A 21,158-nucleotide genomic window follows, 5' to 3' on the forward strand; every position below is an offset into this window, starting at 1 on the left:
AGGCCCCCGGGACACGGGTGCCAGCATGCCAGCCGGGAGAACCACCGGCACAGCGGTTTCACCATAGATCAGGGGCACCTGGGGGTGACCCCGACGCAGCCTGCGCGAGCGCAGGCGGAAGGATAGAGGGTATGCAGCTTCGCACCGACCTCCGCAACGTCGCCATCATCGCTCACGTCGACCACGGCAAGACCACCCTGGTCGACGCCATGTTGCGGCAGGCCGGCGCGTACGGCGCACGCGGCGAGAACACCGAGCGGGTGATGGACTCCGGTGACCTGGAGCGGGAAAAGGGCATCACGATCCTGGCCAAGAACACCGGTGTGCGTTACCTGCCGGCGGACGGCTCCGACCCGGTCACCATCAACATCATCGACACGCCCGGCCACGCCGACTTCGGCGGCGAGGTGGAGCGCGGCCTGACCATGGTCGACGGTGTGGTGCTGCTCGTCGACGCCAGTGAGGGCCCGCTGCCGCAGACCCGCTTCGTGCTGCGTAAGGCGCTGCGGGCCCGGATGCCGATCATCCTGGTGATCAACAAGGTGGACCGTCCGGACGCCCGGATCAAGGAGGTCGTGGACGACACCTACGAGCTCTTCCTCGACCTGGACGCCGACGAGGAGCAGATCGACTTCCCGATCGTCTACGCCTGCGCCCGCGACGGCGTCGCCTCGCTGACCCAGCCCGCCGACGGCTCGGTGCCCGACGACAGCACCTCCCTGGAGCCGCTGTTCCGCACCCTGCTGGACACCATCCCGGCACCCTCGTACGACGAGGGCGCGCCGTTGCAGGCCCACGTCACCAACCTGGACGCCTCGCCGTTCCTCGGCCGGCTCGCGCTGTGCCGGGTCCGCCAGGGCACCATCAACAAGGGCCAGACGGTGGCCTGGTGCCGCACCGACGGCAGCACCCAGCGGGTCCGCATCTCCGAGATGCTGATGACCGAGGGCCTGGAGCGCACGTCGGCCGAGACCGCCGGCCCGGGCGACATCATCGCCGTCGCCGGCATCCCGGAGATCATGATCGGTGAGACCCTCGCCGACGTCGAGAACCCTGTCGCGTTGCCGCTGATCACCGTCGACGAGCCGGCCATCTCGATGACCATCGGCACCAACACCTCGCCGCTGGTCGGCCGGCTCAAGGGCTCCAAGGTCACCGCGCGGATGGTCAAGGACCGGCTCGACAAGGAGCTGATCGGCAACGTGTCCCTGCGGGTCCTGCCCACCGAGCGGCCGGACGCCTGGGAGGTGCAGGGCCGCGGCGAGCTGGCGCTGGCCATCCTGGTCGAGCAGATGCGCCGGGAGAGCTACGAGCTGACCGTCGGCAAGCCGCAGGTGGTCACCCGGGTAATCGACGGCAAGACCTGCGAGCCGGTCGAGCGGCTGACCATCGACGCCCCGGAGGAATACCTCGGCGCGATCACCCAGCTCCTCGCCACCCGCAAGGGCCGGATGGAGCAGCTTGTCAACCACGGCACCGGCTGGATCCGGATGGAGTGGCTGGTGCCGGCGCGCGGCCTGATCGGCTTCCGCACCGAGTTCCTCACCGACACGCGGGGCACCGGCATCCTGCACCACGTCTTCGAGTCGTACGAGCCGTGGTTCGGCGAGCTGCGCACCCGTAACAATGGCTCGCTGGTCGCCGACCGGGCCGGCGCGGTCACCGCCTTCGCGATGACCAACCTGCAGGAGCGCGGTCAGCTCTTCGTCGAGCCCACCACCGAGGTGTACGAGGGCATGATCGTCGGGGAGAACTCCCGCTCCGACGACATGGACGTCAACATCACCAAGGAGAAGAAGCTCACCAACATGCGGCAGTCGACCTCCGACGAGACCGAGAAGCTGGTCCCGCCGCGCAAGCTCACCCTGGAGCAGGCGCTGGAGTTCTGCCGCGAGGACGAGTGCGTCGAGGTCACCCCGGCCACGGTGCGCATCCGCAAGGTGGTGCTCGACCAGCAGCTGCGGGGCCGGGCCACCGCCCGCCGCAAGCACGCCGGCTGACCCACCAGCACCCGACACCGGGCGCGTCGGCCGCTTGCGGCCGACGCGCCCGTCGTCTTTCCCCCGACGGCTACGCGAGCCCACCCCCGCTTGATCCGCTACGGTCACCGGCATGACCTGGGATGATCTCGACGCCCACCTGGACCGGGTGCCCGGCACCGTCTCCGCGTACGTCGGGCGACTCGACGCCCCGCCGACCTGGACCCGCCACGCGGACGCCGGCCACTACGCCGCGAGCACCATGAAGGTGGCGGTGCTCGCCGCGCTGCACCGCGCCGCCGAGGCCGGCACCCTGGACCTGGACGCCCCGGTCCCGGTCGTCAACGACTTCGCCTCCGCCCAGCCCGGCGCACCCCGCTTCGCCAACGCGCAGCCCTACGACAACGACGACGCGGTCTGGGACCGCATCGGCGGCACCGCGTCGCTGCGCTGGCTGGCCGACCGCATGATCGTGCGCTCCAGCAACCTCGCCACCAACCTCGTCCTCGGCCACGCCGGGCTACCCGCGGTCGCCGAGGTCTGGGCGCTCGCCGGCGCCCGCAACAGCGTCACCGGCCGCGGCATCGAGGACTTCGCCGCCCGCGAGGCCGGCATCACCAACACGGTCACCGCCGCCGACCTGGCCGCCCTACTCGGCGCCCTGGCCACCGGGGCCGACACCCCCGGCCCACTCGCCTCACCGGCCGCCTGCGCCACCATGCTTGACGTCCTGCTCGCCCAGGAACACCGCGAGGACCTCGCCGCCGGCCTGCCCACTGGCACCCGCATCGCGCACAAGAACGGTTGGGTGCGCGGCGTCCGTCACGGCGCCGGCCTGGTGCTGCCCGACGACGCCCCGCCGTACCTCATCGCCGTCTGCACCACCGCCGACCTGTCTGACGGCGACGACCAGGTGGAGGACGACGCCTGCCTGCTGCTCGCGCACATCTCGGCGCAGGTCTGGGCGGCCCGCCACCAACTCTGACCCGACAGCCTCGGCGGCGAGGCCAGCGCCGCCGACTGCGGCTACGCTGCTCGCACCCCCACCCCGGAGCCGCCGATGCCCCGCAGTCGCACAGTGCTGATCGCCTTCCTCGTCGTGACGGCCGCGAACCTGTTGGCCAACGCCACCGGCGGCGGCCTGGCCTTCCTCCTGACCAAGCCGCTGCTGATGCCGCTGCTGGCCGCGTACCTCTGGCGGGTCAGCGCCGAACGCGCGGCCCGACCGGACCGGCTGTTGCTGGCCGCGCTGGCCTTCGCCACCGGCGGCGACGTCGCCCTGATGATCGACGGCACCGGCTGGTTCCTCGCCGGCATGGCCTGCTTCCTCGGCACGCACCTCTGCTACCTCGCGGCCTTCACCCGACACGGCGCAGCGACAGCGCTGCGTCGCACGCCGCTGGTCGCCGTGCCCCTGGGGTACGCGGTGCTGACCGTCGTCGCGCTGACCTGGATGTGGGCGGGGCTGACCGACGTCGGGCTGGCCCTACCGGTGGCCGGTTACGCGATCGCGCTGGCCGCCATGGCCAGCACCGCCGCCACCCAGGGCTGGCGGGTCGGTCTCGGCGCCGCGCTCTTCCTCGGCTCCGACCTGCTGATCGCCGCCGGGGTGGCCGAGGTGGCCCAACCAACCGGCGCGCCGGTGCTGGTCATGGCTACCTACGCCGCCGGCCAGGCACTGATCGTCACCGGCCTCGCCGCCCGCGCCGGCACGCCCACCGACGCACCTGTCACTCCAGCAACTGCGCCCGCAACGCCCTGAGGTCGGCCTCGGTGAGCCCCAGCCCGTCGCGCAGGTACGCGTCGAACGAACCGTGCACCCGACGCACCTCGGCGTAACCGGCGTCGAGATACTCGGCGCGGACCTCCAGCACCGGCAACACCGCGTCGACGTCCAACTCGGGATTCCGCCGACGCATCGCCTCGACGATCACCGCCCGCAGACTGTCGGTCAGCTCGTTGTTGCGCAGGTAGTCGGCGCGAATCGCCGTGTCGTCCACCCCGAGCGCCGTCAACAGGATGACTGTCAACCAACCGGTGCGGTCCTTGCCGGCGGAGCAGTGGTAGAGCAGCGGCAGATTCTCCGGCCGGGACGCCAGCCGCACCGCCTCGGCGAAACCGACCCGCGCCGACTCACCGGTCACGAACCAGCGGTAGATCGCCGCCATCGCCCCCGCCGTGCCCTGCCGGGCCAGCTCCGCGTACGCGTCCAGGTCGTGACCGAGCAGCACCGCCGAGACGTACGTGAAGACCGGGTGCTCCGCGTCGTGCACCGGCAGGCGCACCACCCGTGGCTCACCGGCGAACCGGTCCTCGGGCGCGACAGCGATCTCCGAGGCGTCGCGCAGATCCACCACGCACGCCGGCCCCAGCTTCGCCAGCACCGGTAGGTCCTCGTCGGTCAGCCGACCCAGCGCCGGAGTACGGATCAACTGGCCGACCCGGACCCGCCGCCCGTCCGCGCCGACGAGCCCGCCCAGGTCACGCGCGTTCGGTGCACCCACCAGCTCCCAGCCCTGCCCGGTCATCCGGTCTCCCCTCCCGCGGTGAACCTTTGTATAGGGTGCCTCACATGACGATCTCGGCGGTACGCACCCACCGGGTTTCCGCCCCCTTACACACCCCGTTCGTCACCGCGCTGCGCCGTACCACCACAGTGGACACCCTGGTCGTCGAACTCGTCGACAGCGACGGCCGGTCCGGCTTCGGTGAGGCGCCCCAGGTCTGGCAGGTCACCGGCGCGTCGGTCGCCGGCGCGCAGGCGTGCGTCCGCGAGTTGCTCGGCCCACAGCTGATCGGCCGTGACCCGGACGACCTGGTGACCCGTTGCGCCGAGGTGCAGCGCGCCGTGGTCGGCAACGAGGCCGCGAAGGCGGCGGTGGACGTCGCCCTGCACGACCTCGCCGCGCGGCGGCTGGGCGTACCCCTGGTGCGGTTGCTCGGGGGCACCACGCTGCGGGTCCCGACGGACGTCACCCTCGCCGCAGGCGACGCGGTGGACCTGGCGACCGCGGCACGGCAGCGGCAGGCCGACGGCTTCGGCGTGCTCAAGTTGAAGGTCGGCACCGACGCGGCCGGTGACCTGGACCGGGTGCGGGCGGTACGGGCGGCCGTCGGCCCCGGCACCCGGATCCGGCTGGACGCCAACCAGGGCTGGACGCCCCGGGAGGCGGTCCGGGTGATCCGCGGCATCGAGGACGCCGGGCTCGACGTGGAGTTGGTCGAGCAGCCGGTGGCCCGCTGGGACCTGGACGGGTTGGCCTGGGTCAGCGACCGGGTGTCCGTGCCGATCCTGGCCGACGAGGCGGTCTTCGGGGTCCGTGACCTGGTGGAGGTGATCCGCCGCCGGGCCGCCGACCTGGTCAACGTCAAGCTGGCCAAGTGCGGTGGGCTGCATCCGGCCCGTACCCTCCTCGACCTGGCCACCGCGCACGGGCTCGGCACTGTGGTCGGCTCGATGATGGAGAGCCAGGTCGGCATCGGGGCAGCCGCGAGTCTGGTCGCCGCGTACGGCACCACAGCGGTCCCCGACCTGGACGCCGCCTGGTGGCTGGCGTGGTCACCGGTGCAGGGCGGCATCCGCTACGACGGGGCGACAGTGGTGCTTCCGGACGCCCCTGGCCTGGGCATCTCCGGCCTCGCTGAAGCAAAAGTGCAGGCGCATGGTTGATGACTGTCGGTTTCTTTCATAGGGTTCCCCTGGACAGCCGACACGATCTGGGGGTTGACGTGGAGCTGCAACCGGGCCGCGAGGCCGTCGTCCGGGTCGCCGTGGCGACGCTGTGGACCTCCCCCGAGGCCGTCCGCCCGGTCGACCGTCCGGCGCTGACCGCCGGCGCCGACATCCCGAGCTGGGTCTCGGGAATGGATACCGACCAGCAGGTCGGCGACTGCGTGCTGAGCCAACTCCTGCTCGGCGAACGGGTCCTCGTCAGCGAGCTACGCCCGGACGGCTGGGCCCGGGTCGTCGCCGTCGAACAACCAGCCGCCAAGCTGGACCCCCGCGGCTACCCGGGCTGGCTCCCCGCCGAGCAGTTGACCGTTCTCGACCCGACCCACACCAGCACCGACCACCCGCTGGTGGTCGACGCCACCGTCACTGGCCTGCACGCCGCCCCGAACGGGCCGGTGGTGCTGCCCGGCGTCGTCGTCGGCACCCGGCTCGTCCCGGCCGGCCCCGCGCTCGACGACTGGCGGCCGGTGCACGTCCCCGGCCGGTCCACCCCGCTCTGGCTGCCCGACAGCCACCTGGTCCCGTCGGCGGCCGCGTCGCCGGCCGCCGCGCAGGCGCTCGCTGTGGCACAACGCCTGCTGGACGTGGTCTACATCTGGGGCGGTCTCTCCGCACACGGCATCGACTGCTCGGGGCTGGTGCATCTGGCCTGGCGGCGTTTCGGGGTGCTGCTGCCCCGCGACGCCGACGATCAGGCAGTGGCCACCACCCCGCTGTCGTTGGGCGCGGAACGCCCCGGCGATCTCTACTTCTTCGCCCGACCGGGCCGCAAGATCCACCACATCGGCATCGTCACCGCCGCCCCCGGCGACGGCGGCCAGCGCCGGATGCTGCACGCCTGCTACCGGCGGCGGCGGGTCATCGAAGAGGAACTGCAGGCCGACCGGACGGCCACGCTGGTTAGCGCGCACCGGGTCTAGGACGCGTCGGTCGAGCCTGCACCGGCCGGGCGCGTGTCCGCACCCGGCCGGTGACCGGTCAGTGTCGGGCGTCGGCCAACTCGCGACGCCGGTCCCGGGAGGACTTGATCAGGCTGGCGGCGGTGGCGACGCCCAGGGTGCCGATGATGACCAGCAGCGACAACCAGATCGGGATGTGCGGCGCCCAGCCGACGTGCTCGCCACCGTTGATGAACGGCAGTTTGTTGTCGGCCAGTGCCTCCAGCACCAGCTTGACCCCGATGAACCCGAGCACGACGGCCAGGCCGTAGCTCAGGTAGATCAGCCGGTCCAGCAGGCCACCGAGCAGGAAGTAGAGCTGCCGGAGGCCCATCAGCGCGAAGACGTTCGCGGTGAAGACCAGGTACGGCTCCTGGGTGATGCCGAAGATCGCCGGGATCGAGTCCAACGCGAAGATCAGGTCGGTGGTGCCGATCGCGATCATCACGATCAGCATCGGGGTGAACAGCCGCTTGCCGGCCACGTGGGTGGTGAGCTTCGCCCCGTCGTAGTCCTTCGAGATCGGCAGCGCCTTGCGGCTCCACCGGATCAGCACGTTCTCGGAGAACTCGTCCTCGTCCGGCTCACCCTGCCGGGCCAGGTTCACCGCGGTGTAGATCAGGAACGCGCCGAAGATGTAGAAGACCCAGGAGAACTGTGTGATCAGCGCCGCACCCGCGGCGATGAACCCGCCGCGCATCACCAGCGCCAGCACGATGCCGACGAGCAGCACCTTCTGCTGGTACTGCCGAGGCACCCCGAAGCGGGCCATGATGATCACGAAGACGAAGAGGTTGTCCACCGAGAGGCTGTACTCGGTGAGCCAGCCGGTGTAGAACTGGCCGGCCGCGCTGGCTCCGGAGGTCAGCCACACACCCACACCGAAGAGCAGGGCGAGACCGACGTAGAAGCCGACCCAGAGGCTCGACTCCCGCACACTCGGCTCGTGCGGGCGCCGACCGATGATCAACAGGTCGACGAGCAGGACCGCAGTCAGTGCGACAAGCGTTCCCGCCCACACCAATCCGGACACGTCCAACGTTCATTCCTCCGGCAGACACGCGGCGTCGGGCACACCGTACGCCCCTGCGGGAGCCGGCGTGCCGCTGTCGCTCACTCTGGTGACTGTCGGAGGTCTCTTCCGCCGTCGCCCCGGAAAGGGGCGGCGACCTACGGGGCCGGGTCGGGCGCCGTGGTTCCGGCGATCGACCGTGCTGACGACTCCGTTGCGGGGGAATACTCCCCTCCTCGGTGACCATTGTTGCCCACCACGCCCCGTGATCACACCCCGGGCACCCGGTGGTGCTGGACACCGCTCGACGCGCCACACCGCCTGACGCATCCTAGGAGGCTAGTGCATGTCTGGTGCGGCGATCGGGTCGACGAGCGGCCAGCCGGCGGCGAGCAGGTCGTCGCAGGCCCGCACCGCTCGGGCCAACCGCTCGGCGTGCGACCCGGCCAACTCCACCACCGGCACCCCGCACCCGGCCAGCTCGGCCCGGAAGCGCTCGGTCATCCAGGCCCGCAGGTGCTCACCGTCGCGCAACCCGTCATCGGTGAACGGCACCCCCCGGTGGTCGGTCAGCAGATACAGCGCCGGCCGGCGCGCCGCCGCCCGTACCTCCTCCGACGCGCTGCCCAGGTAGCGCTCCTCCCACACCGCCGTCGCCCGCGCGTCGGTGTCGCAGACCAGCAGCGGCCCGCTCGTCCGGGCCGCCGCGTCCTCGGCCGCCTGCTGCTCGCGGACCACAGCGCGGAAGTCGTCAGGATCCCAGGTGACGTCGAAGACGGTCGCCTCCAGTGTTCGTTCCCGCAACCGGGCCAGCTTGCGAGCTGTCAACTCCCGGCCGTACTCCGGCACCCAGGACGTGCCGTAGTGCCCGGCGAGCGCCGCCGCCATCGTCGTGGTCCCGGTCGACTCGGCCCCGACCACCACCACCCGCCGGACGAACCACTCCCGCACCGGCGGGCTCAGCCACCGCCAGTGACCCGCCGGGTCCGCGCGCACCGCCGTCCCGGACACCGGCACGGTCCGCCGATCCGGATCCACCGACACGGGTACGGCGTCGAAGCGGCGCGCCAACTCGGCCCCGTACGCCTCGGAGGAGAAGACCGCGTCCACCGACCCCGGCCCGACCGCCTCGCGGAACACCGCGCAGTGCGCGTCCCAGACCGCCGGATCGGCGTAGTCCACCGGGTGGTCGTCGTATCGGCCGACGAAACGGACCCACGGCGTGTCCGCGTGCACCTCGCGCATCCAGTCGAGGCGAAGCGGGAGCGGAATGGACTCCCGACGCGAGGGCGCCACGACGACTGTCACCTCGGCGCAGCGGGCGGCGGCGGCCCGGATCAGCGCGTGGTGCCCGGCGTGCGGTGGATAGAACTTGCCGACCACCATCCCGTGCCCGAACTCCGCTGCGGCCGGACGCGCCGGCTTGCGTGGTGCCGGCGCGGGGCCGGATGTCTCGGCGTTCACGCGGTGACCGGGGCCGGGCCGGGCGGGATCGCGCTCGGCCGGTCGGCCCGACGCAGGTCGGCGCGCCAGGCGCGCAACCCGAGTACGCACAGGGCGAGGAAGACCAGGTAGAGCACTGCCGTCAGGTGCAGCCCCTTGTACGCGTACAACGGGATGTAGATCAGGTCGGCGGCGATCCAGAGCCACCAACTCTCCACCCGCTTGCGGGTCTGCCCGTACGTGGCCAGCAAGGAGAGCGTCGTGGTCAACGCGTCCGGCAGCGGCACTGTCGAGTCGGTGGCCCGGTCCAGCAGCACCCAGAGCGCGCCGGTGAGCAGCAGCCCGGCGGCGGCCAGCGCCAGCCACTCCGGCCGCCCCGTCCGGCTGACAGTGAGCCGGGTGCGCCGCTCACCCCCGAAGAGCCAGTGCCACCAGCCGTAGCAGCCGAGCGCGACGTAGACGACCTGGAGCCCCGCGTCGGCGTACAGCCCGGCGGTCCAGAACAGCACCATGAGCAGCAGCACGTTGGCGATGCCGATCGGCCAGTTGGCGATCTTCTGCCGGGCCACCAACCACACGTTGAGCACACCGGTCACGAACCCCAGCAGTTCGGCCCAGGTGGTGCCCGTACCGGCCACCCGAAACGCGGTGCCGGTGAGCCAGTCGATGATCACGAGGCCACCCTAGGGTCCGTGTCAACGTCCTCCGTCGAGCCGAGGCGGAGTCCAGGCAGTGGTCCGGCACAGACCCGCGACACCGACTGCCCCGACCGCCGTGGGAGGCTGTCCGACATGGTGCTTGAGGTCGCGCTGATCGACGTACTACCCGGACACGAGGACGCGTTCGCCGCCGCGTACGCCGAGGGTCACCCGGTGCTCGCCGGTGCGACCGGCTGCCGGTCCGTGCGGATGACCCGAGGAATCGAGTCACCGACCCGCTTCGTGCTGCTCGTCGAATGGGACTCGGTCGAGGCGCACGAGAAGAACTTCCGGGCCACCGATCGGTTCGACAAGTGGCGGGCGCTGATCGGGCCGCACTTCGCGGGACCGCCAGTCGTCGAACACTTCCTCGACGTACCGGCCTGAGCCGAGCTGTCGTACCCCACGGTTATCGTGCCGGACGCACGCGCCGGCCGCCGGTCCCGACGGGCTCGGGGGCGCCGGGCCCGGTGGCCGCGCGGCGCCTCACCGTGGGGCACCGGTCAGCCGTCACTCGCCGACGCGGCGGGCCAGCACTGTGACCGTCTCCTCCGGTGACAGCGCCGCGGCCAGCAGCGCCGCGGTCATCCGCTCGTAGCGGTCGACGTCGATCACCGTGGCCAACCGGACGTCGGTGGTCAAGGCCTCGAGCATGACAGTGCGCGGGTCCGCCGGGTCGGGGAAGGCGTAGCAGGAATACGGTGTGAGTGGATGCAGCCCGCCACCGGCCACTCCGCGCGGCAACAGCCGCACCGTGACGTGGGACAGGCCGGTCACCGCTACCAGATGACGCAGCTGTTCACGCCAGACCGCCACCGGCAGGTCACCCGGGTCGCAGACGGCCTCGGCGAGCACCGCCGTGTAGCGCGGCGGGTAGGCCCGCCGCAGCACCTCCTGCCGCAGCGCCCTTGCGCGCACCTCGGCCTCCACATCGACCTCCGGCGTGAGCTGGGCGCCGGCGGTGACCAACACCCGGGCGTACGCGGGCGTCTGGAGCAACCCCGGCACCACCGACGGCTGGTACTCGACGATGTCGGCGGCGCCCGCCTCCAACTCGGCGTAGGTGCGCTGCCGTTCGCTCATCTCGCCCAGCGTCTTCCACCAGCCTCGACTGGTCGCCGCGTCCCGGGCGATGACGATCAGCGCCTCCCGGGCCGGCGTGGGCACCTTGTAGACATCCAGCAGATCGAGCACGTCGGCGAGGTCCGGGCGACTCTGACCCAGCTCGATGCGGGACAGCTTCGACGTCGAGGCCCAGCCCAGCCGGTCGCAGACCTGCTCCAGGGTCAGCGACTCGCGCCGACGGAGTTGGCGCAGCTCTGCGCCGAGACGTGCACGTCGAATGACAGGACTTGTTGGCAGCGGCATCCCGGCCTCCCCACCGAGGGAGACTACGCAGGACGATCACCCAGTGCAATAGCTCGCTCGCGCACCGCAATCAGGGCATTCGACGCCGTCGGCCGTCCGGACCAGCCCGCACACACCGTTTCCGCAGGTCAGTGTGGTTTTAGGCAGCGAAGGCTGGCTCCGGCGGGTCACCCGTCCCCGATCGGCATGGCCGGGCTCAGGGTCGGTAGGTGCCGAAGGACCAGACGTTGCCGGCCAGATCGCGGGCTGCGTAGTCACGGGAGCCGTAGTCGGTGTCGAACGGCTCGCGGATGATCTCGGCGCCTGCCGCGCGGGCCTGGGCGCAGTGGGCGTCGACGTCCGGCACGGCCACGTAGACCGACCAGTCGTCGTCGGCCGGCCGGGGCCGGGCGTCGGCCCGACCACCCAGCATGATCATGCCGGTGTCGAGGACCAGTTCGGCGTGCGCGACAGTACCGTCCGGCGCCTCGTACACGGCATGCACCCGGAAACCGAAGGCGGCACCGAGCCAGTCGATCGCGGCGCGGGGATCGGGATAACGGAAGATCGGATAGATGGCTCGCATGACCCGATTCTGCGGCCGGCGGCACGGCTCCGGATTGGACGAATGTGACCTCGGCGGGTCGCCGACCCGGCTCCGGTCGGCCGGCGGTCGTCAGCGCCCGGAGAGCAGCGCGGCCGGTGTGGCCCCCGCGAACTCGTGGAAGTCCCGGATCAGGTGGGACTGGTCGTAGTAGCCGCAGCCCGCCGCCACAGCGGCCCAGTCGACTCCTCGCCCGGCCCCGCCGGCCTGGGTCGAGGCGGCATGAGCCTGCTGGAAACGCAGCAGCCGGGCGGCCATCTTGGGCGGCAGGCCGACCTCCTGCCGGAACCGGGACGTGAGGTGCCGGCGGCTCCAGCCCAACTCGTCGGCGAGCACACCGACGCTCCCCCGCCCACCGCTGGCGGTCAGCCACCGCCACGCCCAGTCGAGCCGCGGGTCCACCGGCGGGGACGCCGCCAGCCGGGCGGCGAGCACCCGGTCGAGCAGGTCGAATCGTTCCGACCAGCCGGGGGCCTCGGCGAGCCGGCCGCGCAGCCGATCCAGCCAACGGCCCGGGAGCTGCCCGACGCCGACGGCCCGATTGGTCAGCTCACTCAGAGGCAGGCCGAGAAGCCGGCGGGCAGTGAGGGGAGCGAGCAGCAGCTCGACGCCCTCCCCCACGCCCACCGTGCGCGTGGTGCACCAACTGTCGAAGGTGCCGGCCACGAACGAGTCGACAGCTGTGACGCCACGCTGCGCGCTACGCGGGTCGGTCACGTCCAGCGGAGCGCCCCAGCCCAGGATCAGCACCACGAAGACGCCCGCCGACTCCCGGCGGACCAGTGGCACGTCCGCCCGCTCCCGGTAGCCCACGTACCTGTCGACGAAGGGACGCAGGCTGGCGTCAGGCAGCCCGAGGACCATCTCGCCGATCGGTGCCACCGCCGTCAACAGTGCCCGCCCTTCGCGTGCCCCGGTCGGCCGGGCCCGAGCGGTGCGCTGGGCGGGGCCGACCGGGTGACAGTCACTTCACGCCGGCGGCGTCCATGCCGCGCAGCTCCTTCTTCAGGTCGGAGACCTCGTCACGAATCCGGGCGGCCAACTCGAACTGAAGCTCGCGAGCGGCGGCCAACATCTGGTCGTTGAGCTCCTGGATGAGCTGGGCGAGGTCGGCGCGGGCCATCCCCTCCCGTGAGGTGGTGCTCGCGGCGGACCGGCTCCGGCTGCGGGTCTCCTTGACCGGCGCCTTCCCTCGGGACAGCTGACGCACCGCGCCGCCGACCCGGGAGTTCTCGGTGTCCTCCGCCTCGCGGTAGATGTCGTCCAGGATGTCGTGGATCTTCTTGCGCAGCGGCTCCGGGCTGATGCCGTGCGCCTCGTTGTGCGCGATCTGCTTGGCCCGACGCCGATCGGTCTCGTCGATCGCCGCCGCCATCGAAGGGGTGATCTTGTCGGCGTACATGTGCACCTGGCCGGAGACGTTACGAGCGGCCCGCCCGATGGTCTGGATCAGCGACCGGCCGCTGCGCAGGAAGCCCTCCTTGTCGGCGTCGAGAATCGCCACCAACGACACCTCGGGCAGGTCCAGACCTTCGCGGAGCAGGTTGATGCCGACGAGCACGTCGTAGTCGCCCTTGCGCAGCTCGCGCAGCAGCTCCACCCGGCGCAACGTGTCGACCTCCGAGTGCAGGTAGCGCACCCGGATGCCGTTCTCCAGGAGGTAGTCGGACAGGTCCTCGGCCATCTTCTTGGTCAGCGTGGTGACCAGCACCCGCTCGTCCCGGTCGGTCCGCAGCTTGATCTCGTGCATCAGGTCGTCGATCTGGCCCTTGGTCGGCTTGATCACGACCTCCGGGTCGACCAGACCGGTGGGTCGGATCACCTGCTCGACGAACTCGCCCTGGGCCTGCTCCATCTCCCAGGTGCCGGGGGTCGCGGATAGGTAGACCATCTGGCCGACCCGCTCCAGGAACTCGTCGAAACGCAGTGGCCGGTTGTCGGCAGCGCTGGGCAGCCGGAAGCCGTGGTCGATGAGCATCCGCTTGCGCGACGCGTCGCCCTCGTACATGCCGCCGATCTGCGGGATCGTCACGTGCGACTCGTCGACCACAGTGAGGAAGTCGTCGGGGAAGTAGTCGAGCAGGGCGTGCGGCGGGCTGCCGGGCAGCCGCCCGTCCATGTGCATCGAGTAGTTCTCGATGCCGGAGCAGAAGCCCACCTGCCGCATCATCTCGATGTCGTAGGTGGTGCGCATCCGCAGCCGCTGCGCCTCCAGCAGCTTGCCCTGCCGCTCCAGCTCGGCGAGCCGCTCGGCCAACTCCACCTCGATGTCACGGATCGCCCGTTCCATCCGCTCCGGTCCGGCCGCGTAGTGGGTGGCCGGGAAGATCACCAGCTGGTCGACCTCGCGGACCACGTCACCGGTCAACGGGTTGAGGTAGTAGAGCTTCTCCACCTCGTCACCGAACAGCTCGATCCGGATCGCCAGCTCCTCGTACGCCGGGATGATCTCCAGCGTGTCGCCGCGGACCCGGAAGGTGCCCCGCTGGAAGGCCATGTCGTTGCGGGTGTACTGGATGTCGACCAGCCGGCGCAGCAACTGGTCGCGGTCGAGCTCCTGCCCGATCTGCACCTTCACCGCCCGGTTGAGGTACTCCTCCGGAGTGCCCAGGCCGTAGATCGCCGAGACGGTAGCCACCACGATCACGTCGCGGCGGGTGAGCAGCGACATCGTCGCCGAGTGCCGCAGCCGCTCCACCTCCTCGTTGATCGAGGAGTCCTTCTCGATGTAGGTGTCGGTCTGCGGGATGTACGCCTCGGGCTGGTAGTAGTCGTAGTACGAGACGAAGTATTCGACAGCGTTGTGCGGCAGCAGCTCGCTGAACTCCTTGGCCAACTGCGCGCAGAGCGTCTTGTTCGGGGCGAGCACCAGGGTGGGGCGTTGCAGCCGTTCGATCAGCCACGCCGTGGTGGCGCTCTTGCCGGTGCCGGTCGCGCCGAGCAGAACCGTGTTGCGGTCGCCGCGCCGAACCCGACGCTCAAGGTCATCGATGGCCGCCGGTTGGTCGCCGGCCGGCTGAAAGTCACTGACGACCTGGAAGCGGCTGTCCAGCCGGGGAATGTCGAGCGCCATGCCGTCAACGGTACGCCGGAGGTCCGACAGGAACGGCCGTCACGCCAGGTACGTGATCGGCTTCAATATTCCCATTGTGTGGCCCATGTCACCGGGACTACCCTCTTCATGTAGGCCGCTCGCGGCGGCCGACCGGGCCGGTGGCCAGGCCAACATCACGGCCGGTCACCCCCGGCACTGCGGTCGCAGCACCCGGCTCGTCCGGCGTGCGCACCCGTGTGGTCGCGCTCGAGGCGCAGACCGGCCGCCGCGAGCGCCCCTGCTCGTCACCCCGGTGCCTTCCCGCCCGTTTCATCTCCGTGGACACCTCTCCGACCCCGGCGCCCGACACCGCCCGCACCGCCACACCCCGGCCGGAGGCCGGGAGCACCGGCAGCGGCCCGGCCAGCGGTGGCAGCCCGGCCAGCGGCAGCGGGCGGCACCGCACCGGCTCGGCCGGCGGCGCCTCGGCGACCGGCCGAACCAACGACACCAAGAACACGTCCAAGGCCGGCCGAACCAACGACACCGGGAACAGGTCCACAGCCGGCCGGTCCGCCGGTGGCGCGCGCCGAGCCGCCGCCGGCCGCAAGACCGACGACACGCGGCGGGCCGCCGCCGAGCGAAGCCTCGCGGAGAACCGCGGGACCACCCGCCGCGACGACACCTCGGACACCGCCGACAACAGCGAGACCGCCGACACCACCGGGCCGCCCTCGGCCGGCCGTCGTCGTCGTACGGTGCTGCTGTTGCTCGGTCTAACGGCTGTGACGTCCGCGACGGCGCTGGTGCTCGGGCTGTTGAGTTGGACGCCCGACCCGCCCGAGCCGGCCCGACCGCTGACCCTGGCGGAGGGCGAGCGGCTGGCCGCCGTGCGGGTCACCAACCTGCGGGACCTGCGCGCGGGCGTACGGGTCACTGCCGGCACCGGCGCCGCCCGCATCGAGCTGGTGGGCTGGGTGGACTGGTCCCGGTCCCTGCTCTACCTCGACGTGGGCGGGCCGGGAGCGGGTGCCGAACGAGGGCTGTTGCAGAAGAGCGGCCCGGTGCTGGTGATCCGGCCCGATCCGGCGGCGGTGCCCACTCCCGCCGCACCACCGCTGATGCCCCCGCCGGACCGGTGGCGGCTGCACCGACTGGCACCCGGGGCGCACCTGGCACCGGTGCTCGACCTGCTCCTCGATCTCGCCGCCGACCGCCCCGACACCGCGACCCGGGCGGCAGCGTCCGACGGGGCGCGCTGGATCGCCCGCGAGGCCGTCCCGGCTGGCCCACTGGACGTCATTCAGGCACCACTGCCCAGCGGCGCGCCAGCCGCCAGCACGGCCATCGGCACCCCCAGCGCCGCGACGCCCGCCCCGCACGGACAGACCCGGTTCTGGCTCGACCAGGACGCCCGGCTGCACAAGCTGGTGACTGTGCTGCCCGGCACCGGTGCGATCACGATGATCTTCAACCGCGCGGACCGGCCGACACTTCGACCGGTGGACGCATTAGGCGGCCGCCCCGGTCTGCCCCGCGCGCTGACCGACGCCGAGCAACGTCGGCTCGACCGGCTGCCGGCCCGGCTCCGAGCCCACGGCGGTGCCACTGTGACGCTGACCGCACCGGTGGGCACTGACACGAACCTGCGGGGCACCGGCTGGTTGAGCTGGACCGCGCGTACCGCGTACCTCGCTGTCGCCGACCTGGGCGTACCGGACCGCCGGACCCTGCTGCGCCGCGACGCCGCCGGTCTGGCCCGGGCGGACCTGCCGGCGGCCGACGCCGGCGGCACCGCGGAGGCGCCTGCCCGGCCGCCGCTACCACCCCCGGCCGGAGGATGGCGGGTCTCCCGGCCCGCCCGGGACGACCTGAGCGTGCTGGTCGACGCCGCAATCGCCGCTGGGTCGGTCGGGCAGCGCGGCGCGGCCGTGCGGGTACGCGAGGACGTCACCGCCGGACGGACGGTGGACGTCATCGAGTCGGGTCCGGCCGACGCGCGGCTGCGTTACTGGCTCGACCGGGACGGGTCGCTCCGCCGGCTCGAGGTGCAGACCGACGCCGGCGCGTGGGCACACCTGGATCTCCAGCCCGCCGTCGTGCCCCGACTGGCCGCCAACCCGCGGCCCGCCGCCCCTCGACCGACGGCCCCTCGGTCTCCGACCCCTCGACCCGGTGGCCGCTGACCGACGCCTCAGGGGCGCCAGCCGGTCTGCGCGGCCCACTGCTCGGCCCGCAGGTACTCCTCGTCGAACCACGGGTTGCGCGCCGTGCCGGAATCGCCGGCCTCTGGCGCCGCGTCGACCAGATCCCGCTTGAGCAGCAGGTACGTGGCCCGCTGATCCGGGTCGGCACGCAGGTGGTCACGCATCAGCAACGCGTACCGCCAACCCGGCGAGTCCGCCACCCGCACGTGCAGACGAACCGGGCGGGCCGGGTCCGCACTACCGTGCAACCGCTTCTCCCACCGGCCCCTGCCGGCCGGGCGCGGGTCGTCCCACCACTGCCCCGGCACCCGCGGAAACCCGGCGCTCGCCAGCCGATCGGCCAACGGCCCGTCGGCGTCGACGAGGCTGGCGACCGCCACCTGCACGTCGATGACGTTCTGGGCGGCCAGGCCGGGCACCGCCGTCGAACCGATGTGATCGATGCGTAGGGCATCCGAGCCGAGCGTGTGCTGAATCCGGGCGGCCAGCCGCGCGTACTGCTCCGGCCAACTCGCGTCGGCCCCCGCCAACTCGGCCGCGTCCGGGGGGACCACCCGCCGCTGGCGCAGGTTGTCCTCGTAGGGCACCAACCGCTGCTTCCAGAGCCTGTCGACGGCGTCGTGCAGCGCCGTCAGGCTCCCGTCGTTTGTCAGCACCACGTCCGCCGCCGCCCGGCGGCGGGCGTCGTCGGCCTGGGCGGCGATCCTCCGCTCGGCCTCCGCGCGACCCATCCCCCGGTCGCGCGCCAGCCGCTCCAGTCTTGTCGCCACGGCCGTCTGCACCACGACCACCAGGTGGTACGTCGGCGCGAGACCCACCTCGACCAGCAGCGGTACGTCGTTGACGACTATCGCGTCGGGTGCCGCCGCTGCGGCCAACTCCGCGGTGCGGGCCCGAACCCGGGGGTGGGTGATCGCCTCCAGCCGACGGCGGGCGGTCACGTCGGCGAACACCACAGCTCCCAGCGCGGCACGGTCCAGTGCGCCGTCGGCGTCCACCACCGCGTCGGAGAAGGCGGCGATTATCTCGGCCAGCCCGTCCGTACCCGGCGCCACCACCTCCCGGGCCACCCGGTCGGCGTCAATCAGCACCGCGCCCCGCTCGACGAGCCGCGCGGCCACCGCGCTCTTGCCTGACCCGATCCCGCCGGTCAACCCCACCCTCAGCACCCGAACAGTCAACCGGATCGACAAGCCCGCCGCCAAACCCATCCCCGGTCGAGCGTGCCGCACGGCTGGCGGCGGGTACGGCGAGGGCCCCGCCCCCAGCGATCCGGAGATCGCGGGGACGGGGCCCGTCGTCGTTCAGCGGGTCACTTACCGCCGGCGAGCTTCTCCCGCAGAGCGGCGAGCGCCTCGTCGGTGGCCAGCGTGCCGGCCGGCTCCTCGGCCTGCCGGCTCGGGGCCGGGCTGGACGAGGAGGTGGTGCCACCGCCGCCGCCACCGGCAGCGGCCGGGACGACCGGAGTCGGGTTGGCAGCAGCCTCGGCGTCGGCGGCCCGAGAGGTCTGCACCTGCTTGGTGTGGGCCTCCCAGCGCAGACGAGCCTCGGCGTACTGGTTCTCCCAGGTCTCGCGCTGCTTGTCGTACCCCTCGAGCCACTCGCCCGTCTCCGGGTCGAAGCCCTCGGGGTAGATGTAGTTGCCCTCGGTGTCGTACGTCGCGGCCATGCCGTAGAGGGTCGGGTCGAAGTGCTCCTCGCCCTCGACGAAGCCCTCGTTGGCCTGCTTGAGCGACAGCGAGATCCGGCGACGCTCCAGGTCGATGTCGATGACCTTGACCATGACCTCGGAGCCAACCTGGACGACCTGCTCCGGGATCTCCACGTGGCGCTCGGCCAGCTCGGAGATGTGGACCAGGCCCTCGATGCCGTCGTCCACGCGGACGAACGCACCGAACGGAACCAGCTTGGTGACCTTACCCGGCACGATCTGCTGGATCGCGTGGGTGCGGGCGAACTGCCGCCACGGGTCTTCCTGGGTCGCCTTCAGCGACAGCGAGACACGCTCGCGGTCCAGGTCGACGTCCAGGACCTCGACCTCGACCTCCTGGCCCACCTCGACGACCTCGGACGGGTGGTCGATGTGCTTCCAGGACAGCTCGGAGACGTGCACCAGACCGTCGACGCCGCCCAGGTCCACGAAGGCGCCGAAGTTGACGATCGAGGACACGACGCCCTTGCGGACCTGGCCCTTCTGCAGCTTGTTGAGGAACTCGGTGCGCACCTCGGACTGCGTCTGCTCCAGCCAGGCCCGGCGGGACAGAACCACGTTGTTGCGGTTCTTGTCCAGCTCGATGATCTTGGCTTCGAGCTCCCGCCCGACGTACGGCTGCAGGTCACGCACACGACGCATCTCGACCAGGGACGCGGGCAGGAAGCCGCGCAGCCCGATGTCGAGGATGAGGCCGCCCTTGACCACCTCGATGACCGAACCGCGGACGACGCCGTCCTCGTCCTTGATCTTCTCGATCGTGCCCCAGGCCCGCTCGTACTGTGCCCGCTTCTTGGAGAGGATCAGACGACCCTCCTTGTCCTCCTTCTGGAGAACCAGGGCCTCGATGTGGTCGCCAACAGTCACAACCTCGGCGGGGTCCACGTCGTGCTTGATCGACAACTCCCGAGAGGGGATGACACCCTCGGTCTTGTAGCCGATGTCGAGCAGGACCTCGTCCCGATCGACCTTGACGACGGTGCCTTCGACAATGTCGCCGTCGTTGAAGTACTTGATGGTCTCGTCGATCGCGGCGAGGAATGCCTCCTCGGAACCGAGATCGTCGTGGGTGACCCGGGTGGCGCTCGAGGGGGCCTCGATGCTGCTCGTCATGTGGGCGGTTGCTCCGGTCGGTGGGTTGTCACAGCAGGCTGGTGTGTCGCAGTGACCTGTTCGCGCCAGCGGATCCGTCGCCGGGCACACCGAACGATCGCCTAGTGAGATCATGATGTGGCTCCGTCGACCGCGCACCTGCTCCCTGCCGAGGCAACGCGATCCGCGAGCGCATCGTCTAGCCTACCGTGCGCATTACCACAGCGTGCAAGCCCTCCCGGGTTCTCTTCGTGCGATGACCTGCGAAAGCCGAACAATCGCCCGGAAAACACCCCTGCTGTCTCCTGCGTCACAGCAGCCCCTCCCGCCCCGCCGACCGCGCCACCGCCACCGCACTTGATCGACTCGGTTCTTCGGATGTCGGTGCGTCCAAGCGGCTCGGACACCGCGACGTCGCCGAAGACGGGCCGCTCAAGCCCGCCGCGCGAAGGAGTCGCTCAGATCGTGGACGCGCCGCCGCACCCAATGGGGTGGGTGGGGCCTAGCGTGAGCGCGTGGATGACGACAGCCGGGTTACCCGGCGCCGGGTGGGTGACGCCGAGGCCCGGCGCGCCAACCGCGGCTGGTGGGACACCGACGCCGACGCCTACCAGGCCGAACACGGCGCGTTCCTCGGCGACGTGGACTTCGTGTGGTGCCCCGAGGGCCTACGCGAGGCCGACGCCCGGCTGCTCGGCGACGTGTCGGGGCGGCGGGTGCTGGAGGTGGGCGCCGGCGCCGCGGCCGCCGCCCGCTGGCTCGCCACCCAGGGTGCCCGGCCGGTCGCCTTCGACCTGTCCGCCGGCATGTTGCGGCACGCCGCCGAGGCCGCCGACCGCACCGGGGTACGCGTACCGCTGGTGCAGGCCGACGCGCTCGCCCTGCCGTTCGCCGACCGGTCGTTCGACGTCGCCTGCACCGCGTTCGGCGCGATCCCGTTCGTGGACGACTCGGCGGCGCTGTTCGCCGAGGTGCACCGGGTGCTGCGCCCGGGCGGCCGGTGGGTGTTCTCGGTGACCCACCCGATGCGGTGGATCTTCCTCGACGACCCCGGCGAGGGCGGCCTGACGGCCGTGCATTCGTACTTCGACCGCTCCCCGTACGTGGAGCAGGACGAGAGCGGCGTGGCCACCTACGTCGAGCAGCACCGCACCCTCGGCGACCGGATCCGCGAGCTGGTCGGCGCCGGGTTCCGGCTGGTGGACCTGGTGGAGCCGGAGTGGCCGGAGGGACACGAGGGGATCTGGGGGCAGTGGAGCCCGCTGCGCGGACGACTCTTCCCGGGCACCGCCATCTTCGTGACGGAGAAGCCCGCCGGGTGAGCGCCGCACGCCGGGTGCGACGGGGCCGCCCGTCACCG

18 protein-coding genes are annotated in these 21,158 nt (G+C 71.6%); 8 read left to right on the forward strand and 10 right to left on the reverse strand.

Annotated elements, in window-relative coordinates:
• The first annotated feature begins 131 nt into the window (after window positions 1-131).
• The 3 genes from typA (at window position 132) to AB0C19_RS28780 (ending at window position 3,741) form a co-directional block, all read left to right on the forward strand.
• Window positions 132-2,000: a translational GTPase TypA gene (typA, locus tag AB0C19_RS28770; RefSeq protein ID WP_357190334.1), complete on the forward strand. Its 1,869-nt coding sequence runs from the start codon at window positions 132-134 to the stop codon at window positions 1,998-2,000.
• A gap of 112 nt (window positions 2,001-2,112) precedes the next feature.
• Window positions 2,113-2,964, forward strand: coding sequence for a serine hydrolase (locus AB0C19_RS28775; RefSeq protein ID WP_357190336.1), 852 nt, complete (start codon window positions 2,113-2,115; stop codon window positions 2,962-2,964).
• A 75-nt stretch (window positions 2,965-3,039) separates the two neighbouring features.
• Window positions 3,040-3,741 (forward strand): lysoplasmalogenase, encoded by a 702-nt coding sequence (locus tag AB0C19_RS28780; RefSeq protein ID WP_357190338.1) that lies wholly within the window; start codon window positions 3,040-3,042, stop codon window positions 3,739-3,741.
• Here AB0C19_RS28780 and AB0C19_RS28785 read toward each other — a convergent pair.
• A complete protein-coding gene (locus AB0C19_RS28785; protein WP_357190340.1) occupies window positions 3,710-4,507 on the reverse strand; it encodes a tyrosine-protein phosphatase in 798 nt (265 codons plus the stop codon). The two genes, AB0C19_RS28780 and AB0C19_RS28785, sit on opposite strands and share 32 nt — an antisense overlap.
• A gap of 44 nt (window positions 4,508-4,551) precedes the next feature.
• Between AB0C19_RS28785 and AB0C19_RS28790 the strand changes: the two genes are divergently transcribed.
• Window positions 4,552-5,649: a dipeptide epimerase gene (locus AB0C19_RS28790; RefSeq protein WP_357190342.1), complete on the forward strand. Its 1,098-nt coding sequence runs from the start codon at window positions 4,552-4,554 to the stop codon at window positions 5,647-5,649.
• 59 nt (window positions 5,650-5,708) lie between these two features.
• Window positions 5,709-6,632 carry an NlpC/P60 family protein gene (locus AB0C19_RS28795; protein ID WP_357190344.1) on the forward strand — a complete coding sequence of 308 codons (924 nt, stop codon included), beginning with the start codon at window positions 5,709-5,711 and terminating at the stop codon, window positions 6,630-6,632.
• A gap of 58 nt (window positions 6,633-6,690) precedes the next feature.
• Here AB0C19_RS28795 and AB0C19_RS28800 read toward each other — a convergent pair whose 3' ends face one another.
• The 3 genes from AB0C19_RS28800 to pnuC form a co-directional block, all read right to left on the reverse strand.
• Entirely contained in the window at window positions 6,691-7,689 is a 999-nt protein-coding gene (locus AB0C19_RS28800; protein ID WP_238685543.1) for a TerC family protein, read from the reverse strand.
• A gap of 312 nt (window positions 7,690-8,001) precedes the next feature.
• Window positions 8,002-9,126 (reverse strand): AAA family ATPase, encoded by a 1,125-nt coding sequence (locus AB0C19_RS28805; protein ID WP_357190346.1) that lies wholly within the window; start codon window positions 9,124-9,126, stop codon window positions 8,002-8,004.
• Window positions 9,123-9,779: a nicotinamide riboside transporter PnuC gene (pnuC, locus tag AB0C19_RS28810; protein WP_357190348.1), complete on the reverse strand. Its 657-nt coding sequence runs from the start codon at window positions 9,777-9,779 to the stop codon at window positions 9,123-9,125. The genes AB0C19_RS28805 and pnuC overlap by 4 nt, the downstream gene beginning before the upstream one ends.
• Before the next feature lie 117 nt (window positions 9,780-9,896).
• Between pnuC and AB0C19_RS28815 the strand changes: the two genes are divergently transcribed.
• The gene (locus AB0C19_RS28815; RefSeq protein ID WP_357190350.1) at window positions 9,897-10,190 is read left to right on the forward strand and encodes an antibiotic biosynthesis monooxygenase family protein; all 294 of its coding nucleotides are present in this window, start codon (window positions 9,897-9,899) and stop codon (window positions 10,188-10,190) included.
• Between the two features lie 123 nt (window positions 10,191-10,313).
• On the opposite strand, the gene AB0C19_RS28820 is transcribed toward AB0C19_RS28815, so the two are convergent.
• From AB0C19_RS28820 to uvrB, 4 genes are all read right to left on the reverse strand, one after another.
• Window positions 10,314-11,171: a helix-turn-helix transcriptional regulator gene (locus AB0C19_RS28820; protein ID WP_357190352.1), complete on the reverse strand. Its 858-nt coding sequence runs from the start codon at window positions 11,169-11,171 to the stop codon at window positions 10,314-10,316.
• Between the two features lie 196 nt (window positions 11,172-11,367).
• A complete protein-coding gene (locus tag AB0C19_RS28825) occupies window positions 11,368-11,736 on the reverse strand; it encodes a VOC family protein (RefSeq protein WP_357190353.1) in 369 nt (122 codons plus the stop codon).
• A gap of 90 nt (window positions 11,737-11,826) precedes the next feature.
• Window positions 11,827-12,636, reverse strand: a complete 810-nt coding sequence (locus tag AB0C19_RS28830) for a helix-turn-helix domain-containing protein (RefSeq protein WP_357190355.1) — start codon at window positions 12,634-12,636, stop codon at window positions 11,827-11,829.
• An 82-nt stretch (window positions 12,637-12,718) separates the two neighbouring features.
• A complete protein-coding gene (gene uvrB, locus AB0C19_RS28835) occupies window positions 12,719-14,827 on the reverse strand; it encodes an excinuclease ABC subunit UvrB (protein ID WP_124858842.1) in 2,109 nt (702 codons plus the stop codon).
• Window positions 14,828-15,033: 206 nt separating this feature from the next.
• Here uvrB and AB0C19_RS28840 point away from each other — a divergent pair, with 206 nt between their 5' ends.
• The gene (locus tag AB0C19_RS28840) at window positions 15,034-16,974 is read left to right on the forward strand and encodes a hypothetical protein (protein ID WP_357190357.1); all 1,941 of its coding nucleotides are present in this window, start codon (window positions 15,034-15,036) and stop codon (window positions 16,972-16,974) included.
• 8 nt (window positions 16,975-16,982) lie between these two features.
• On the opposite strand, the gene coaE is transcribed toward AB0C19_RS28840, so the two are convergent.
• A complete protein-coding gene (gene coaE / locus AB0C19_RS28845; RefSeq protein ID WP_357190359.1) occupies window positions 16,983-18,164 on the reverse strand; it encodes a dephospho-CoA kinase in 1,182 nt (393 codons plus the stop codon).
• Window positions 18,165-18,307: 143 nt separating this feature from the next.
• Complete coding sequence (rpsA, locus tag AB0C19_RS28850; protein ID WP_124815727.1) at window positions 18,308-19,819, reverse strand: 30S ribosomal protein S1; 1,512 nt, start codon at window positions 19,817-19,819, stop codon at window positions 18,308-18,310.
• A gap of 494 nt (window positions 19,820-20,313) precedes the next feature.
• Here rpsA and AB0C19_RS28855 point away from each other — a divergent pair, with 494 nt between their 5' ends.
• Entirely contained in the window at window positions 20,314-21,120 is an 807-nt protein-coding gene (locus tag AB0C19_RS28855) for a class I SAM-dependent methyltransferase (RefSeq protein ID WP_357190362.1), read from the forward strand.
• Window positions 21,121-21,158 lie beyond the last annotated feature (38 nt).

Source organism: Micromonospora sp. NPDC048842 (genome assembly GCF_040649935.1).
In the GTDB taxonomy this organism is placed as follows: Bacteria; Actinomycetota; Actinomycetes; order Mycobacteriales; family Micromonosporaceae; genus Micromonospora; species Micromonospora hortensis.

Excerpts from the sequence above, each read along its gene's own strand:
- AB0C19_RS28825 (WP_357190353.1), bottom strand. The coding sequence starts at position 11,736 with ATGCGAGCCATCTATCCGATCTTCCGTTATCCCGATCCCCGCGCCGCG.
- uvrB (WP_124858842.1), bottom strand. The coding sequence starts at position 14,827 with ATGGCGCTCGACATTCCCCGGCTGGACAGCCGCTTCCAGGTCGTCAGT.
- AB0C19_RS28775 (WP_357190336.1), top strand. The coding sequence starts at position 2,113 with ATGACCTGGGATGATCTCGACGCCCACCTGGACCGGGTGCCCGGCACC.
- AB0C19_RS28790 (WP_357190342.1), top strand. The coding sequence starts at position 4,552 with ATGACGATCTCGGCGGTACGCACCCACCGGGTTTCCGCCCCCTTACAC.
- rpsA (WP_124815727.1), bottom strand. The coding sequence starts at position 19,819 with ATGACGAGCAGCATCGAGGCCCCCTCGAGCGCCACCCGGGTCACCCAC.
- AB0C19_RS28785 (WP_357190340.1), bottom strand. The coding sequence starts at position 4,507 with ATGACCGGGCAGGGCTGGGAGCTGGTGGGTGCACCGAACGCGCGTGAC.
- AB0C19_RS28815 (WP_357190350.1), top strand. The coding sequence starts at position 9,897 with ATGGTGCTTGAGGTCGCGCTGATCGACGTACTACCCGGACACGAGGAC.
- AB0C19_RS28820 (WP_357190352.1), bottom strand. The coding sequence starts at position 11,171 with ATGCCGCTGCCAACAAGTCCTGTCATTCGACGTGCACGTCTCGGCGCA.
- typA (WP_357190334.1), top strand. The coding sequence starts at position 132 with ATGCAGCTTCGCACCGACCTCCGCAACGTCGCCATCATCGCTCACGTC.
- AB0C19_RS28780 (WP_357190338.1), top strand. The coding sequence starts at position 3,040 with ATGCCCCGCAGTCGCACAGTGCTGATCGCCTTCCTCGTCGTGACGGCC.